15 protein-coding genes and 3 tRNA genes are annotated in these 13,920 nt (G+C 59.8%); all 18 read left to right on the top strand.

The genetic code is table 11. From position 1 onward, the window contains the following. Positions 1-108 precede the first annotated feature (108 nt). Positions 109-606: a protein YgfX gene (locus ABNT42_RS09760; protein WP_348696521.1), complete on the top strand. Its 498-nt coding sequence runs from the start codon at positions 109-111 to the stop codon at positions 604-606. A gap of 82 nt (positions 607-688) precedes the next feature. After that, positions 689-1,291 carry an RNA polymerase sigma factor RpoE gene (rpoE, locus tag ABNT42_RS09755; RefSeq protein ID WP_348696520.1) on the top strand — a complete coding sequence of 201 codons (603 nt, stop codon included), beginning with the start codon at positions 689-691 and terminating at the stop codon, positions 1,289-1,291. Between the two features lie 83 nt (positions 1,292-1,374). Continuing rightward, the gene (locus ABNT42_RS09750) at positions 1,375-1,686 is read left to right on the top strand and encodes an RseA family anti-sigma factor (RefSeq protein WP_348696518.1); all 312 of its coding nucleotides are present in this window, start codon (positions 1,375-1,377) and stop codon (positions 1,684-1,686) included. 123 nt (positions 1,687-1,809) lie between these two features. Further along, positions 1,810-3,345 carry a Do family serine endopeptidase gene (locus ABNT42_RS09745; protein ID WP_348696517.1) on the top strand — a complete coding sequence of 512 codons (1,536 nt, stop codon included), beginning with the start codon at positions 1,810-1,812 and terminating at the stop codon, positions 3,343-3,345. A gap of 50 nt (positions 3,346-3,395) precedes the next feature. Then, the gene (locus ABNT42_RS09740; RefSeq protein ID WP_348696516.1) at positions 3,396-3,641 is read left to right on the top strand and encodes a glutaredoxin family protein; all 246 of its coding nucleotides are present in this window, start codon (positions 3,396-3,398) and stop codon (positions 3,639-3,641) included. Positions 3,642-3,919: 278 nt separating this feature from the next. Then, positions 3,920-5,713: a translation elongation factor 4 gene (lepA, locus tag ABNT42_RS09735; RefSeq protein ID WP_348696514.1), complete on the top strand. Its 1,794-nt coding sequence runs from the start codon at positions 3,920-3,922 to the stop codon at positions 5,711-5,713. Further along, complete coding sequence (gene lepB, locus ABNT42_RS09730; protein ID WP_348696512.1) at positions 5,710-6,627, top strand: signal peptidase I; 918 nt, start codon at positions 5,710-5,712, stop codon at positions 6,625-6,627. The genes lepA and lepB overlap by 4 nt, the downstream gene beginning before the upstream one ends. A 26-nt stretch (positions 6,628-6,653) precedes the next feature. Then, positions 6,654-7,031 carry a DUF4845 domain-containing protein gene (locus ABNT42_RS09725; protein ID WP_348696510.1) on the top strand — a complete coding sequence of 126 codons (378 nt, stop codon included), beginning with the start codon at positions 6,654-6,656 and terminating at the stop codon, positions 7,029-7,031. Positions 7,032-7,060: 29 nt separating this feature from the next. After that, entirely contained in the window at positions 7,061-7,879 is an 819-nt protein-coding gene (gene rnc / locus ABNT42_RS09720; protein WP_348696508.1) for a ribonuclease III, read from the top strand. A gap of 9 nt (positions 7,880-7,888) precedes the next feature. Beyond that, positions 7,889-8,788 (top strand): GTPase Era, encoded by a 900-nt coding sequence (gene era / locus ABNT42_RS09715; RefSeq protein WP_155435128.1) that lies wholly within the window; start codon positions 7,889-7,891, stop codon positions 8,786-8,788. Between the two features lie 10 nt (positions 8,789-8,798). Beyond that, entirely contained in the window at positions 8,799-9,689 is an 891-nt protein-coding gene (gene recO, locus ABNT42_RS09710) for a DNA repair protein RecO (protein WP_348696506.1), read from the top strand. A 21-nt stretch (positions 9,690-9,710) separates the two neighbouring features. Further along, positions 9,711-10,472: a pyridoxine 5'-phosphate synthase gene (gene pdxJ, locus ABNT42_RS09705; RefSeq protein ID WP_348696504.1), complete on the top strand. Its 762-nt coding sequence runs from the start codon at positions 9,711-9,713 to the stop codon at positions 10,470-10,472. Continuing rightward, positions 10,469-10,864, top strand: coding sequence for a holo-ACP synthase (gene acpS, locus ABNT42_RS09700; protein ID WP_348696502.1), 396 nt, complete (start codon positions 10,469-10,471; stop codon positions 10,862-10,864). The genes pdxJ and acpS overlap by 4 nt, the downstream gene beginning before the upstream one ends. A gap of 36 nt (positions 10,865-10,900) precedes the next feature. Next, positions 10,901-12,763, top strand: coding sequence for an excinuclease ABC subunit UvrC (gene uvrC, locus ABNT42_RS09695; RefSeq protein ID WP_348696500.1), 1,863 nt, complete (start codon positions 10,901-10,903; stop codon positions 12,761-12,763). Positions 12,764-12,862: 99 nt separating this feature from the next. Beyond that, a complete protein-coding gene (pgsA, locus tag ABNT42_RS09690; protein WP_161035005.1) occupies positions 12,863-13,444 on the top strand; it encodes a CDP-diacylglycerol--glycerol-3-phosphate 3-phosphatidyltransferase in 582 nt (193 codons plus the stop codon). Positions 13,445-13,565: 121 nt separating this feature from the next. Next, positions 13,566-13,641 (top strand) — tRNA-Gly (locus ABNT42_RS09685). A 62-nt stretch (positions 13,642-13,703) separates the two neighbouring features. Beyond that, positions 13,704-13,779 (top strand) — tRNA-Gly (locus ABNT42_RS09680). Positions 13,780-13,828: 49 nt separating this feature from the next. Continuing rightward, positions 13,829-13,904 (top strand) — tRNA-Gly (locus ABNT42_RS09675). The last annotated feature ends 16 nt before the right edge of the window (positions 13,905-13,920 follow it).

Here is a 13,920-nt window from a genome sequence, read left to right as displayed (position 1 = left end):
GTGAGCGTCAATTCGGTAGCGGCACTCGCTGCTGCCAGAATTGCCCGACCATCCGGTTGGCGCTTCCATCTGTTTTTCCCTGTTGCTTAGTTCTACGTGCGGCTTGCCATGTCGATTGCTGCCAGTGTCGTGCTACGTCCCTCGGTCTGCTTGCGCTGGCTGTGCTGCGCCATGCGTTGTGCCGTCTGCCTGACGGCACTCGCGGCGCCGGAGCAGGGCTGGAGCTTGCTCTGTGTCGTGCTGGCCGCAGGTGCGCGCCGCCAACCCGAGTGCGGCTTGCAGCAGCTTGATATATCCGCTGGCGGCCAGTGGTACTTGTCGGTATATCAGAAAACTGCGCAGAGCACTTTGCAAAAGGCTGCGCTGAACACGGCGACGCAGGGCAGCATGCCAGCGTGCGTTGCGGTACGGACGACGGTCACGCCGCACGCGCACTATCTGCTGGCGGGGAGCCTGATCTGGCCCTCTCTGTTGCTGCTGCATCTGGGCGTGGCTGGCCAGCATGGCCGCTATCTGCTGGTGCTGCCCGACAGCGTGAGCGCAGCCGATTGGCGCGCGCTGATGCTGGCCAGTCGGGCGCTGGCGGCGCGGGGCGGCAGCAAATAAACGCGGAACTTCTTGCAGCGCGCAAACTCTATAGCTTGGATAGCGGGTTTGTCGGCGCTGCAGACCATCGAGGAATGCGGGCGTGACAACTGAACGCGAGTGTGACGAGCAACTGGTAGAACGGGTGCGGGATGGCGACAAACAGGCCTTCGACCTGCTGGTGGCGAAATACCAGCGCAGGCTGATGCGTCTGCTGTCGCGTATCGTGCATGACCAGAGCGAAGCCGAGGATGTGGTGCAGGAGACGTTTATCAAAGCTTATCGCGCCTTGCGGCATTTTCGTGGCGAGTCGGCTTTCTACACATGGCTATACCGTATCGGCATCAACACGGCGAAGAATTTTCTGGCGACACAGGGGCGGCGCACGCCCACCTCGACCGAGATCGATGCCGAGCAGGCGGAAAGCATGGGGGAGGGTGAACAGTTACGCGATATGAATACGCCGGAGTCCATGTTGGCCAGCAAACAGATCGCCCAGACCGTGAATGCCGCCATGGATGCCTTGCCACTAGATCTGCGCACCGCCATCGCCCTGCGTGAAATTGAAGGTCTGAGTTATGAAGAAATTTCCGCCATCATGGCATGTCCCATTGGCACGGTACGTAGCCGCATCTTCCGTGCGCGCGAAGTCATTGCCAACAAACTGCGCCCCTTGCTCGATATGCCGGTTGACAAGCGCTGGTAAGGCAGCAATGATGGTTCCGGCTGGAAATGCTTACAGGCTAGGGTCGGGATAGGGCGGATGGCACGATGGATATGCAGACACGGATGCGTGAACAGCTTTCGGCACTGGCCGACGGCGAGCTGGACGAGAGCGAGCGCGAGCTGGCGCTGGCCGCACTGACCACGCCGGACGGACAGCACCACTGGCGCGCCTACCACCTACTAGGCGATGTCCTGCGCACCCACGCTGGGCGTGCGCCGGATGCGCAAGCCGAGGCATCCTTGCTGGCCGGATTGGCCCAGCGACTGGCAGGCGAGCCTGCCTATGTGCGGGGCGCAATCAAGGTTGCGGCCGGCAGTGCTAGCGCAGAGACACCCGACGACGCCGATACGCAGGGTAGTACCATCTCGTCCTGAGTGGCGCCACTGTGCCGAAGTGCACGTTTTCGCTTACCATAAGCGATCCTGTATGCAGGGGCTGCCAGGCCAGCCTGCATCAGTGTGCTGCGTTCCGCAACCTGTTAGAGATGATGACCTTCCATGAAAAATACTCTTGCTGTCGATCGTAAAACGCTGGGGGCGCTAGTGCTGGGCGCCGCTGTCTGGAGTTCCCCTGTGGCGCTGGCACTGGCGCCGTTGCAGGCGCATGCTGCCGCTGCTGCCACTACTGCCGCTGTGGCAGGTTTGCCGAATTTTGCCGATCTGGTGGATCAGGTGGGCCCTGCCGTGGTGAATATCCGTACGCTGGAACGGCCGAAAACTGGGCGCATGGGGGCTCAGGGCCAGATTGGTGATGAAGAAATGCAGGAATTCCTGCGTCGCTTCTTTGGCGGTGCGCTGCCACAGCCCGGTGGCAAAGCGGTGCCGCGCGGCCGCCGCCAGGCACCGTCGGAAGAACCCGTGCCGCGCGGCGTAGGCTCGGGCTTCATCCTGTCGGCCGATGGCTATGTGATGACCAATGCGCACGTGATCGATGGCGCCGACGAGGTGCTGGTGACGCTGACGGATAAACGGGAATTCAAGGCCAAAGTGCTGGGCGCCGATGCCAGCACCGATGTGGCTGTGCTGAAGATCGAAGGGGCGAATCTGCCCTATCTGGTGCTGGGTAGCTCCGACAAGATCCGGGTGGGCGAATGGGTGATTGCCATCGGCTCGCCCTTCAATCTGGAAAACACCGTGACGGCGGGCATCATCTCGGCCAAGCAGCGTGATACGGGCGACTATCTGGCCCTGATCCAGAGTGATGTGGCGGTTAATCCCGGCAATTCCGGCGGTCCGCTGATTAATATGCGCGGCGAAGTGATCGGCATTAATTCGCAGATCGCCACGCTGTCCGGTGGCTATAACGGGATTTCCTTCGCCATTCCTATCGACGAAGCGGTGCGCGTGTCCGAGCAGATCAAGAAGACCGGCAAAGTGACGCGCGGCCGCATGGGCGTGAAGATCGCCGAAGTGAGCAAGGATGTGGCCGAGTCGCTGGGACTGAAGTCGGCTCAGGGGGCGCTGGTATCGCAAGTGGAGAGCGGCAGTCCGGCCGATAAGGCGGGCGTCAAGGCGGGCGATATCATCCTCAAGTTCAATGGCACGGCGATCAATCGCTCGTCCGATCTGCCACGGCTGGTGGGGAGTACGCCGCTGGACGCCAAGCTGACGATTACCCTGTGGCGTCAGGGCAAGCAGATCGAACTGCCGATCAGCATCGCTGATCTCGATGGCGAGAAGCAGGCCAAGGCCGAGGCCCGCGCCAAAGGCAAAGGCGAAGGTAAGGGGGAGGCTGCGCCGGCCGATAAAGCGGCTGCCTACGCGCTGGGGCTGCGGGTCAGTGATCTGTCGGCCGAGCAGAAGAAAGCGCTGGGCGTGAGCGGCGGCGTGCAGCTCGATGGCGCCGACGGGGCTGCAGCCGATGCCGGTCTGGAGCAGGGCGATGTGTTATTGCAGGTGAATAACACGGAGATCCGCGATGCACGCCAGTTCCACGCACTGGTGTCCAAGCTCGACAGTAAAAAACCGGTCGTGCTGCTGGTGCGCCGCGGCGATCAGTCGCAATTCATTTTCATCCGTCCTAGCGCTAAATAAGGAGTTTGCGGGGCCAGCCGCTGCGGTTGCTGGCTGGCCCTGTGCCGATTATGCATTTCACCCTCTATTCGCGCAGTTATTGTCATTTATGTCAGGACATGCTGGATGCCCTGATGCGCCTGCAAACCCCGCAACAGCCGATTACGGTCGATGTGATCGATGTCGACGACGATCCGGCGCTGGTAGCCCGTTTCGATGAGCTGGTGCCCGTGCTGTTTGCCGATCTGGACCAGCCTGAGCTGTGCCATTATTTCCTCGACGAAGCAAAAGTCCGCGAATTGCTGGCTGCCTGCTAAAAATTTAGGCAATTTATCCCTGTTTTGTGCGCGCCAGAGAGCGCAGTGCAGCATTTTGCCGCGCAAAGTCGGGCTTTCCACTCTGAAATCCGGTAAAATGCCGGGGGTAAGGCATCCCGATAGGGTGCCGGGAGTTGAGTCTCGCTGTGATCAAGGCGCTCGCCAGGGCAGACAGCCCCGCTCGGAGCGCTTTTTTTGTATGGCGCGCCGGCGCTAGGCCAGCGGCCCCGTTTTGTACTAGTTTCGTACCCGTTTTTGACTGTTTTTTGGCTCTGTTAATGAATAACATACGCAATTTCTCCATCATCGCCCACATCGACCACGGTAAATCGACCCTGGCCGACCGCATCATTCAGCTGTGCGGCGGCTTGTCCGAGCGCGAGATGGAGGCGCAGGTGCTCGATTCTATGGATCTGGAGCGCGAGCGCGGCATTACCATTAAAGCCCAGACGGCTGCTCTGCAGTACAAGGCGCGCGATGGCAAGGTGTACAACCTGAACCTGATCGATACCCCCGGCCACGTCGACTTTTCCTATGAAGTGTCGCGTTCGCTGTCGGCCTGCGAAGGCGCGTTGCTGGTGGTGGATGCCTCGCAGGGCGTAGAAGCACAGACCGTGGCCAATTGCTACACGGCGCTGGATCTGGGCGTGGAAGTGGTGCCGGTACTGAACAAGATCGACTTGCCGAATGCCGACCCGCCAAGCGCGATTGCGGAAATCGAAGACGTGATCGGCATCGAAGCCGGCGACGCCGTGCACTGCTCGGCCAAGACGGGTCTGGGCGTGGACGATGTGCTGGAATCCATCATTGCCAAAGTGCCGCCACCGAAGGGCGATCCGGATGCGCCGCTGCAGGCGCTGATCGTCGACTCGTGGTACGACGCCTATGTGGGCGTGGTGATGCTGGTGCGTGTGGTCAACGGCACCCTGCGTCCGAAAGACAAGATCAAGCTGATGGCCACCGACTCGGTGCAGCTGGTGGAAGACATTGGTGTGTTTGCGCCCCGCTCCGTCTCGCTGCCGCAGCTGTCGGCCGGTCAGGTAGGCTTCATCATTGCCGGTATCAAGGAACTGAAAGCGGCCAAAGTGGGCGATACCGTCACGCTGGCCAGCCGCGCCGCACCGGAGCCGCTGCCCGGCTTCAAGGAAGTGCAGCCACAGGTGTTTGCCGGTCTGTTCCCTGTCGAAGCCAACCAGTACGACGCCCTGCGCGACTCGCTGGAAAAACTCAAGCTCAATGACGCGGCCCTGATGTACGAGCCGGAAGTGTCGCAGGCGCTGGGCTTTGGCTTCCGTTGCGGCTTCCTCGGTCTGCTGCACATGGAAATCGTGCAGGAACGTCTGGAACGCGAATTCGATATGGATCTGATCACCACGGCGCCGACCGTGGTGTACGAAGTGGAAATGCGTGACGGCAGCATCCTGAAGGTGGACAATCCTTCGCGTATGCCGGAACCATCGAAGATTGCCGATATCCGCGAACCGATTGTCACCGTCAATCTGTACATGCCGCAGGAATACGTGGGCTCGGTGATTACCCTGTGTATCGGCAAGCGCGGCGTGCAGATGGACATGAGCTACCACGGCCGTCAGGTCAAGCTGGTGTACGAAATGCCGATGGGCGAAATCGTGCTGGACTTCTTCGATAAGCTGAAATCGACTTCGCGCGGTTACGCGTCGATGGATTACGAGTTCAAGGAATACCGTTCTTCGGACGTGGTCAAGGTGGACATGCTGATCAACAGCGAAAAAGTCGATGCGCTGGCCATCATCGTACACCGCTCCAACAGTGCCTACCGTGGCCGTCAGGTCGCCGCCAAGATGCGCGAACTGATTCCCCGTCAGATGTTCGACGTGGCGATTCAGGCCGCCATCGGCGCCACCGTGATCTCGCGCGAAAACGTCAAGGCGCTGCGCAAGAACGTGCTGGCCAAGTGCTACGGCGGTGACGTCAGCCGTAAGAAGAAACTGCTGGAGAAGCAGAAGGCTGGTAAAAAACGTATGAAGCAAGTGGGCTCGGTGGAAATTCCACAAGAAGCCTTCCTGGCAATTTTACAAGTGGAAGAGAAATGAACCTGCAAGTAATTCTGGGCAATTTCGCTTTAATCCTGTTCATCCTGATGGTGGTGACGGGCGTGATCTGGTTCCTCGATGTGTTCTATCTGGCCAAGCAGCGCCGCGCTGCGGCTGACCGTGCACTGGCCGAATACGACGCCCGCAACGCCAAGCTGACAGCCGACGGCATCAAGGTAGACAATCAGGGCAACCGTGCCGCCATCGAAGCGGGCCTGCTGCGCCAGCCGACGTGGATCGAATACTCGGGCAGTTTCTTCCCCGTCATCGCACTGGTGTTCTTCCTGCGCTCTTTCCTGTACGAACCGTTCAAGATTCCCTCGTCGTCGATGGTGCCGACCTTGCTGGTAGGTGATCTGATTCTGGTAAATAAGTTCACTTACGGCATACGTCTGCCTATCATCAATCAGAAGATAGTCCAGATCAACGACCCGCAGCGTGGCGATGTGATGGTGTTCAAATATCCGCAGGATATGAGCCAGGATTACATCAAACGCGTGATCGGCGTGCCCGGTGATAAAATCACCTATGAAAACAAGCGCTTAACCGTGAATGGCGTGGAAGTGAAGTACACCGCGCTGGACGATTATCTGGATGACGAGCATCTGGTGTACAACAAGCAGTACACGGAAGATCTGACGGGGGTGGCGCACCGCATCCTCAATAACGAAGCGGCGCCTACCCTGAATCTGGAAGGCGTGAAGCAGTTCCCGTATAGCGAGAATTGCACTTACCGTTATGAAGGCTTTACTTGCACGGTACCTGCCGGTAATTACTTCATGATGGGTGATAACCGCGACAATAGCGCGGACAGTCGCTACTGGGGCTTTGTACCTGACAAGAATATCGTCGGTAAGGCATTCTTTGTCTGGCTCAACCTCGGTAACTGGCGCCGTATCGGCTCCATCCACTAAGCACTGACGTGGCGAAAGGAACGGTCATGCACACAGCTAGGCAGCAGGGGATATCACTGGTCGGGCTCATCGTGTTGCTGGCCGTGGGTGGTTTTGTCGCCGTGCTGGCGCTGAAAATCGTGCCCACCTACACGGAATATCGCGCCATCCAGAATGCCATCGTCAGCGCCAAGGCGGGCGGTGGCACGGTGCTGCAGATGCAGAAGGCCTTCGATGCCAGTGCCACCGTGGGCTACATCAACGCCATCAACGGCAAAGATCTGATCATCAGCCGGGGCGAAAACGGCGAAACGGAAATCAGCTTCGCCTACGAAAAGAAAATCCCCCTGCTCGGACCGGCCAGCTTGCTGCTGGAATATGAAGGCAGCACAGCCAAACATGGCATGCCCCGTACCGACCAATAAACTGTTTTAGCAAACCGACGAATCGAATAATGAATCTCCAGTTACTGCAAACCCGTCTAGGCTACACGTTCCAGGATGCTGGGCTGTTACAGCAAGCCTTGACGCACCGTAGCCATAGCAGCTTGCACAACGAGCGACTGGAGTTTCTGGGCGACTCGGTACTGAACTGCGTAGTGGCATCCATCCTGTACGAACGCTATGTGCAGATCGACGAGGGCGACCTGTCGCGCCTGCGCGCCAATCTGGTCAAGCAGCAATCGCTGTTCGAAATCGCCCAGAAGCTGGAACTGTCGCAGTTCCTGCGCCTCGGCGAAGGCGAACTGAAATCGGGCGGTTTCCGCCGCCCGTCGATTCTGGCCGATACGCTGGAAGCGCTGCTGGGCGCTATCTTCCTCGACGGCGGTTTCAATCCCGCGCGCGATGTGATCCGCGCGTTCTACATCCCCATCCTCGACACGGTGGACCCACAGACGCTGGGCAAGGATGCCAAGACGCTGCTGCAGGAATTCCTGCAAAGTAAAAAAATCTCCCTGCCGCTGTACAACGTGGTAGCCACCCATGGCGCCGCGCACAGCCAGGAATTCGAAATCGAATGTCTGGTGCCCAAGCTGGGCATACAGGTATTTGGCCGCGGCGGTAGCCGTCGTGCCGGTGAACAGGCTGCGGCCAAGCTGGCGCTGGAAGTCGCCGAGCAGGCACTGGTGAAAACGCCGGGCGCTGCGCGCAAAGCCAAGCCCCGTGCCGCCCAGCTCAAGCTGGCCGGTATTGCCACCGTGCAGTCGAGCGAACCCAGCTCGCCTGCGCCTGGCCCGGCGCCGGCAGGCACCACCAAAGCGGCCAACAAGTAAAGAGGCATTATGACTACCGACACCAACGCTCCGTTCCGCTGCGGCTATATCGCCATCGTGGGCCGCCCCAATGTGGGCAAATCGACCCTGATGAACACCCTGATCGGTGCCAAGGTCAGCATCACTTCGCGCAAGGCGCAGACCACGCGTCACCGCATTACCGGCATCCAGACCTACGACGATGCCCAGCTGATCTACGTGGATACGCCGGGCTTCCAGACCCGCCACGCCAATGCGCTCAACAAGACGCTGAACAAGACGGTGACCAATACGCTGATTTCGTCGGACCTGATTCTGTTCGTGATCGAAGCGGGTACCTTCGGCCCGGCCGACCAGCAGGTGCTCGATCTGCTGCCAACCGAAGTGCCGGTGCTGCTGGTGATTAACAAAGCCGACCGCGTGAAAGACAAGGCCGTGCTGCTGCCGTTCGCCCAGCAGGTGGCGGCCAAGTTTAACTTCGCGGCCATCGTGCCCGTGTCGGCCAAGCTGCGCTTCCAGCTTGACGGTCTGGAAAAGGAAATCAAACGCTTCCTGCCTGAGAACGAACCGATCTTCGGACCGGATGATATTACCGACCGCAGCGAAAAATTCCTCGCTTCGGAAATCGTGCGCGAGAAGCTGTTCCGCTTTGTGGGCGACGAGCTGCCTTACACCAGCACGGTGATGATCGAGAAGTTCGAGCAGGAAGGCGATCTGCGCCGCGTATTCGCGGCGATTCTGGTCGAGCGCGATACCCACAAGTCCATGATCATTGGTAATAAGGGCGCGCGTCTGAAGGAAGTGTCGACGCAAGCCCGTCTGGATATGGAAAAGCTGTTCGGCGGCCCCGTGTATCTGGAAATCTGGGTCAAGGTCAAATCCGGCTGGGCCGACAACGAAGCAGGGCTGCGCGCCTACGGCTACGAATAACAGAGGGACGATGTCCAACATCACGCTTGAGGCCGACGATGTAGCGGCTGGCGCCAGCGCGGCGCCGGCGGCGGCACAGCGTGAGCAGGTAGCGGAAAGCCCAGCGGCGTATGCTGCCGCTACAGCGGCCGCTGCCACAGTTCCGGCGGCCAGAAAGCCAGCCCGCGCGCCCGCACGCGAACGCACCGTCGGCACCAAGGTGGCCGGCCAGCCAGCGTTTGTGCTGCACAGCTATCCCTACAAAGAAACCAGCCTGATCATCGATCTGTTCACGCGCGACTATGGCCGCGTGGCGCTGATCGCCAAGGGCGCCAAACGTCCCCATTCGCAACTGCGCGGCGTGCTGCAGACCTTCCAGCCACTGTCCTCCAGCTGGGTCGGCAAATCGGAGTTGCGCACACTGACTGATGCCGAGTGGGTAGGCGGCATGCTGCCGCTGGAAAAGACCGCACTGCTGTGTGGCTTCTATCTGAACGAACTACTGGTCAAACTGCTGGCGCGTGATGATGCCCATCCGGCCCTGTTCGACCACTACGTCGCGACACTTAACCAGCTAGCGCATAATGAACCGCCCACCATCGTACTGCGCAAGTTCGAGCGCGCGCTCTTGAAAGAGACGGGCGTGGCCGCAGATCTTACCCGCTGTACTGATACCCGCAGCACGGTGCAGGCCGACGTGGTGTATGTGGTTGATCCTGAGCGGGGCCCACGGCCGCAGCGCGCAGCCGATATCTGGCCCGGCGTGGCGGGCAAGACCCTGCTCGATATGGAGCGCGAAGATTATCAGGACGGCGCCACGCAGTCCCAGAGCAAACAGTTAATGCGGTTCCTGCTGGCCCACCATCTGGGCGGCGCACCGCTGAATACGCGGCAGATTCTGATTGACCTGCTGCAGTTATAAACCAGATAAACGGTATCCACCATGAGCTTTCTGCAACCTGTAGGCACCATCATCGACCTCGGCGTGAACATCGACCACGTCGCTACGCTGCGCAATGCACGCGGCACCAGCTATCCCGATCCTATCCGTGCTGCGCTGCTGGCCGAGCAGGCCGGTGCCGACTGCATCACCCTGCACCTGCGTGAAGACCGCCGCCATATCAAGGACGCCGACGTGATCGCGCTGGCGCCGCAACTGCTGACGCGCATGAATCTGGAAGCGGCCGTGACGCCGGAAATGATCGATTTCGCCTGCCGCATCAAACCGGCCGATGTCTGCTTGGTGCCGGAAAAGCGCACCGAAGTGACCACCGAAGGCGGGCTCGATGTGGTCACGCATTACAAGGCAGTGGAAGCAGCCGTGAAACAGCTGCAGGCCGAAGGTATCCGCGTCAGCCTGTTCATCGATGCCGACGAGGCGCAGATGGATGCTACGGCTGCCATCGGCGCGCCCGTGATCGAGCTGCACACGGGGCGCTATGCCGATACGGCGGGCGCCGAGCAGGCGGCAGAGCTGGAGCGCATCAAGCGCGGTGCGCTGTATGGCGTGGGCAAAGGCCTGAAAGTGAATGCCGGCCACGGTCTGCATTACACCAATGTGCAGGCGATTGCCGCTATCCCTGAAATCGCCGAACTGAATATTGGCCATGCCATCGTCGGTCATGCCGTGTTTGTGGGCTGGGAAAACGCCGTGCGTGAAATGAAGGCCATCATGCTGGCTACCCGTCTGGGCGCGCGCGCATGATCTACGGCATCGGTACCGATATCTGCAAGATCCCTCGTATCGAGGCGTCGCTGGCGCGCTATGGCGACCGCTTTGCGCGCAAGATACTGGGGCCACAGGAGATGGAGAAGTACCATGCCCGCAAGGCTCAGAATGCAGCACGCGGGGTGCGCTTTGTGGCGACCCGCTTCGCTGCCAAGGAAGCCTTTTCCAAAGCCATAGGGCTGGGCCTGCGCATGCCGATGACGTGGCCGGCCGCGCAAATGCTGAATGCCCCCAGCGGCAAGCCGGTGATCGTCTGTAGCGGCGTGCTGCAGGAATTCATGGAACAGCATAAGCTGTCGGCACAGGTGAGCATCAGCGACGAAGAAGAGTACGCGGTGGCATTTGTGATCGTCGAGCAGGCCGCATAAGCGGCGTGTCGTGAGTGTATTGAGTGTAGATTCCAGATGAGCGAAGTGGAAGATAGCGCGCCCGATGCGCGTGCACAGGTGCTGGCGACCGTCGCCAAGCTGCCCAATCTGCCGGGCGTGTACCGCTATTTTGATGCGGAAGACAAGGTGCTGTATGTGGGCAAGGCGCGCGATCTGAAGAAGCGCGTGTCGAGCTACTTCCAGAAGAATCTGAGCAGCCCGCGCATCGCCATGATGGTCGAGCGCATCGCACGGCTGGAGACCACGGTGACGCACAGCGAGGCGGAAGCGCTGATCCTTGAGAATAATCTGATCAAGGCACTGAGCCCCCGCTTCAATATTCTGTTCCGCGATGATAAATCCTACCCGTATCTGAAGATCACGGGGGGCGAAGCGCCGCGCATGGTGTACTACCGCGGTGCGGTCGATCGCAAGAACCAGTATTTCGGACCATTCCCCAGTTCGTGGGCGGTCAAGGAATCCATGCAGATCCTGCAGAAGGTGTTCCGCCTGCGTACCTGCGAGGATAGCGTCTACAGCAACCGCACGCGCCCCTGTCTGCTCAACCAGATCGGCCGCTGCAGCGGCCCCTGTGTGGATCTGATCAGCAAGGAAGACTATCAGGCGGACGTGGATAATGCGGCGCGTTTCCTGCGTGGCCGCCAGACCGAGATTCTGGACGAGCTGGAAAAGAAAATGCACGCCTATGCCGCCGAGCTGAAATTCGAGCAGGCTGCCACCGTGCGCAACCAGATCCAGTCGCTGTCGCGCGTGCTGCATCAGCAAAGCATGGAGACCACTGGCGATGCCGATGTGGATATTCTGGCCGTGCTGGTGCAGGGTGGTCGCGCCTGCGTCAATCTGGCCATGGTAAGGGGAGGGCGCCATCTAGGCGACCGTGCTTATTTCCCCAACCATATCGGCGATGCGGCGGCGATTGCCGATCAGCCTATCGAAGTGGAAGTGCTGGCCGCCTTCCTGGTACAGCATTACACTGAAAAATTCATCCCTGGCACGCTGATTCTGAACATCGAATTCGACCAGCCGGCGCTGATGCTGGCGTTGCAGGAGCAGTGCGGTCACCGCATCCATCTGGTGTTCCAGCCGCAGGACCAGCGCCGCAAGTGGCTGGAACTGGCGCAGAAGGGCGCCGAGATCTCGCTGGCACGCCTGCTGTCGGAACAGGGCTCGCAGCAGTCGCGCACGCGTGCGCTGGTGGAAGCGCTGTCGCTGGAGCCGGAAGATATCGATACGCTGCGCATCGAATGCTTCGACATCTCGCACACGCAGGGCGAAGCGACGCAGGCTTCCTGCGTGGTGTTCCACCACCACCAGATGCAGAACGGCGAGTACCGCCGCTACAACATCAACGACATTACGCCAGGCGATGATTACGCCGCCATGCGGCAGGTGCTGATGCGGCGCTACGAGAAGGTCGCCAATGGCGATGGCGTGATGCCGGACGTGGTGCTGATCGACGGCGGCAAAGGCCAGATCGAAATGGCACGACAGGTGTTTGCCGAACTGGGACTCGATATCAGTCTGATCGTGGGCGTAGCCAAAGGCGAAGGCCGCCGCGTGGGGCTGGAAACCCTGATGTTCGTCGATGGCCGCGAGGCACAGGAACTGGGCAAGGAATCAGCCGCGCTGATGCTGGTGGCGCAGATCCGCGACGAGGCGCACCGCTTTGCCATTACCGGCATGCGCGCCAAACGCGCCAAGACGCGTCAGACCTCGCGGCTGGAAGAAATCGAAGGTATAGGCGCCAAGCGGCGCCAGCGCCTGCTGGCCCGCTTCGGCGGTCTGCGCGGCGTGGTCGATGCCAGCGTGGAGGATCTGAAGCAGGTGGAAGGCATCTCGCAGGCGCTGGCCGAGGAAATCTATCGCCAGCTACACTGAGGCGGCACTCTATCCGCAGCCTCAACAGTGTGCTGGTTTAATGTGCCGTAGCAAGGTAGACTAGCGGCGCATCACTACATTCACGATAGCCGATTTTTTATGCCCTTTAATATTCCGATCCTGTTGACCTGGTTGCGCGTGGCGCTGATTCCGCTGGTAGTCGGCGTGTACTACCTGCCCACCACGGTGCTGCCGGTGGCTGACCAGAATCTGGCCGCCACCATGGTCTTCATCGTCGCCGCCGTGACCGACTGGTTTGACGGATTTTTAGCGCGCCGCTGGAACCAGACGTCGGCTTTCGGTGCCTTCCTTGATCCCGTGGCAGACAAGCTGATGGTGGCGGGTGCTTTGCTGGTGCTGGTGCAACTGGATCGCGCCAACGCCGTGCTGTCGTTCATCATCATCGGCCGCGAGATCGCCATTTCCGCGCTGCGCGAATGGATGGCGCAGATCGGCGCTTCCAAGTCGGTGGCGGTCAGCTCGATCGGCAAAATCAAGACGACGGCGCAGATGATGGCGATTCCGCTGCTGCTGTTCCATGATGTGCTGTGGGGTGCTATCGATAGCCAGTTCTGGGGGGCGCGCCTGCTGGAAGTGGCCGCCGTGCTGACGGTCTGGTCGATGTTCTACTACCTGCGTCTGGCCTGGCCGCTGATCAAGGAAAAGTCCGGCCAGCTGTAAGAGCAGGGCGGGACAGATAAAACAGCTAAATGATATTCAATATTTTTGCTTAAACAAAAGATTGCCATTGACAGCCAGCGTAGTTCCTCTATAATGCTGGCCTGTTGTTGATGACGACGACGCGGGAGTAGCTCAGTTGGTAGAGCGCAACCTTGCCAAGGTTGAGGTCGAGAGTTCGAGACTCTTCTCCCGCTCCAAAGCATCGATAACGTAGCACTAGCAAGTTTTAACGCTGAGTGCTAAAATGTTGGACTCCAATGCGGGAGTAGCTCAGTTGGTAGAGCGCAACCTTGCCAAGGTTGAGGTCGAGAGTTCGAGACTCTTCTCCCGCTCCAGTTTCTCCGGAAACGAATGGTGCAGTAAAACAGCAGTACAAACTCCTACGCGGGAGTAGCTCAGTTGGTAGAGCGCAACCTTGCCAAGGTTGAGGTCGAGAGTTCGAGACTCTTCTCCCGCTCCAGAATTCCGGATAGCAG

This window comes from Duganella fentianensis (assembly GCF_964031615.1).
In the GTDB taxonomy this organism is placed as follows: Bacteria; Pseudomonadota; Gammaproteobacteria; order Burkholderiales; family Burkholderiaceae_D; genus Rugamonas; species Rugamonas fentianensis_A.
Note: the sequence above shows the minus strand (reverse complement) of the source record. Positions and strands in the feature narration are given on the sequence as shown.

What these genes read in the sequence shown, in the direction of transcription:
- ABNT42_RS09760 (WP_348696521.1), top strand. Translation starts at nt 109, where the DNA reads ATGTCGATTGCTGCCAGTGTCGTGCTACGTCCCTCGGTCTGCTTGCGC.
- ABNT42_RS09750 (WP_348696518.1), top strand. Translation starts at nt 1,375, where the DNA reads ATGCGTGAACAGCTTTCGGCACTGGCCGACGGCGAGCTGGACGAGAGC.
- ABNT42_RS09745 (WP_348696517.1), top strand. Translation starts at nt 1,810, where the DNA reads ATGAAAAATACTCTTGCTGTCGATCGTAAAACGCTGGGGGCGCTAGTG.
- ABNT42_RS09740 (WP_348696516.1), top strand. Translation starts at nt 3,396, where the DNA reads ATGCATTTCACCCTCTATTCGCGCAGTTATTGTCATTTATGTCAGGAC.
- lepA (WP_348696514.1), top strand. Translation starts at nt 3,920, where the DNA reads ATGAATAACATACGCAATTTCTCCATCATCGCCCACATCGACCACGGT.
- lepB (WP_348696512.1), top strand. Translation starts at nt 5,710, where the DNA reads ATGAACCTGCAAGTAATTCTGGGCAATTTCGCTTTAATCCTGTTCATC.
- ABNT42_RS09725 (WP_348696510.1), top strand. Translation starts at nt 6,654, where the DNA reads ATGCACACAGCTAGGCAGCAGGGGATATCACTGGTCGGGCTCATCGTG.
- rnc (WP_348696508.1), top strand. Translation starts at nt 7,061, where the DNA reads ATGAATCTCCAGTTACTGCAAACCCGTCTAGGCTACACGTTCCAGGAT.
- era (WP_155435128.1), top strand. Translation starts at nt 7,889, where the DNA reads ATGACTACCGACACCAACGCTCCGTTCCGCTGCGGCTATATCGCCATC.
- recO (WP_348696506.1), top strand. Translation starts at nt 8,799, where the DNA reads ATGTCCAACATCACGCTTGAGGCCGACGATGTAGCGGCTGGCGCCAGC.
- pdxJ (WP_348696504.1), top strand. Translation starts at nt 9,711, where the DNA reads ATGAGCTTTCTGCAACCTGTAGGCACCATCATCGACCTCGGCGTGAAC.
- acpS (WP_348696502.1), top strand. Translation starts at nt 10,469, where the DNA reads ATGATCTACGGCATCGGTACCGATATCTGCAAGATCCCTCGTATCGAG.
- uvrC (WP_348696500.1), top strand. Translation starts at nt 10,901, where the DNA reads ATGAGCGAAGTGGAAGATAGCGCGCCCGATGCGCGTGCACAGGTGCTG.
- pgsA (WP_161035005.1), top strand. Translation starts at nt 12,863, where the DNA reads ATGCCCTTTAATATTCCGATCCTGTTGACCTGGTTGCGCGTGGCGCTG.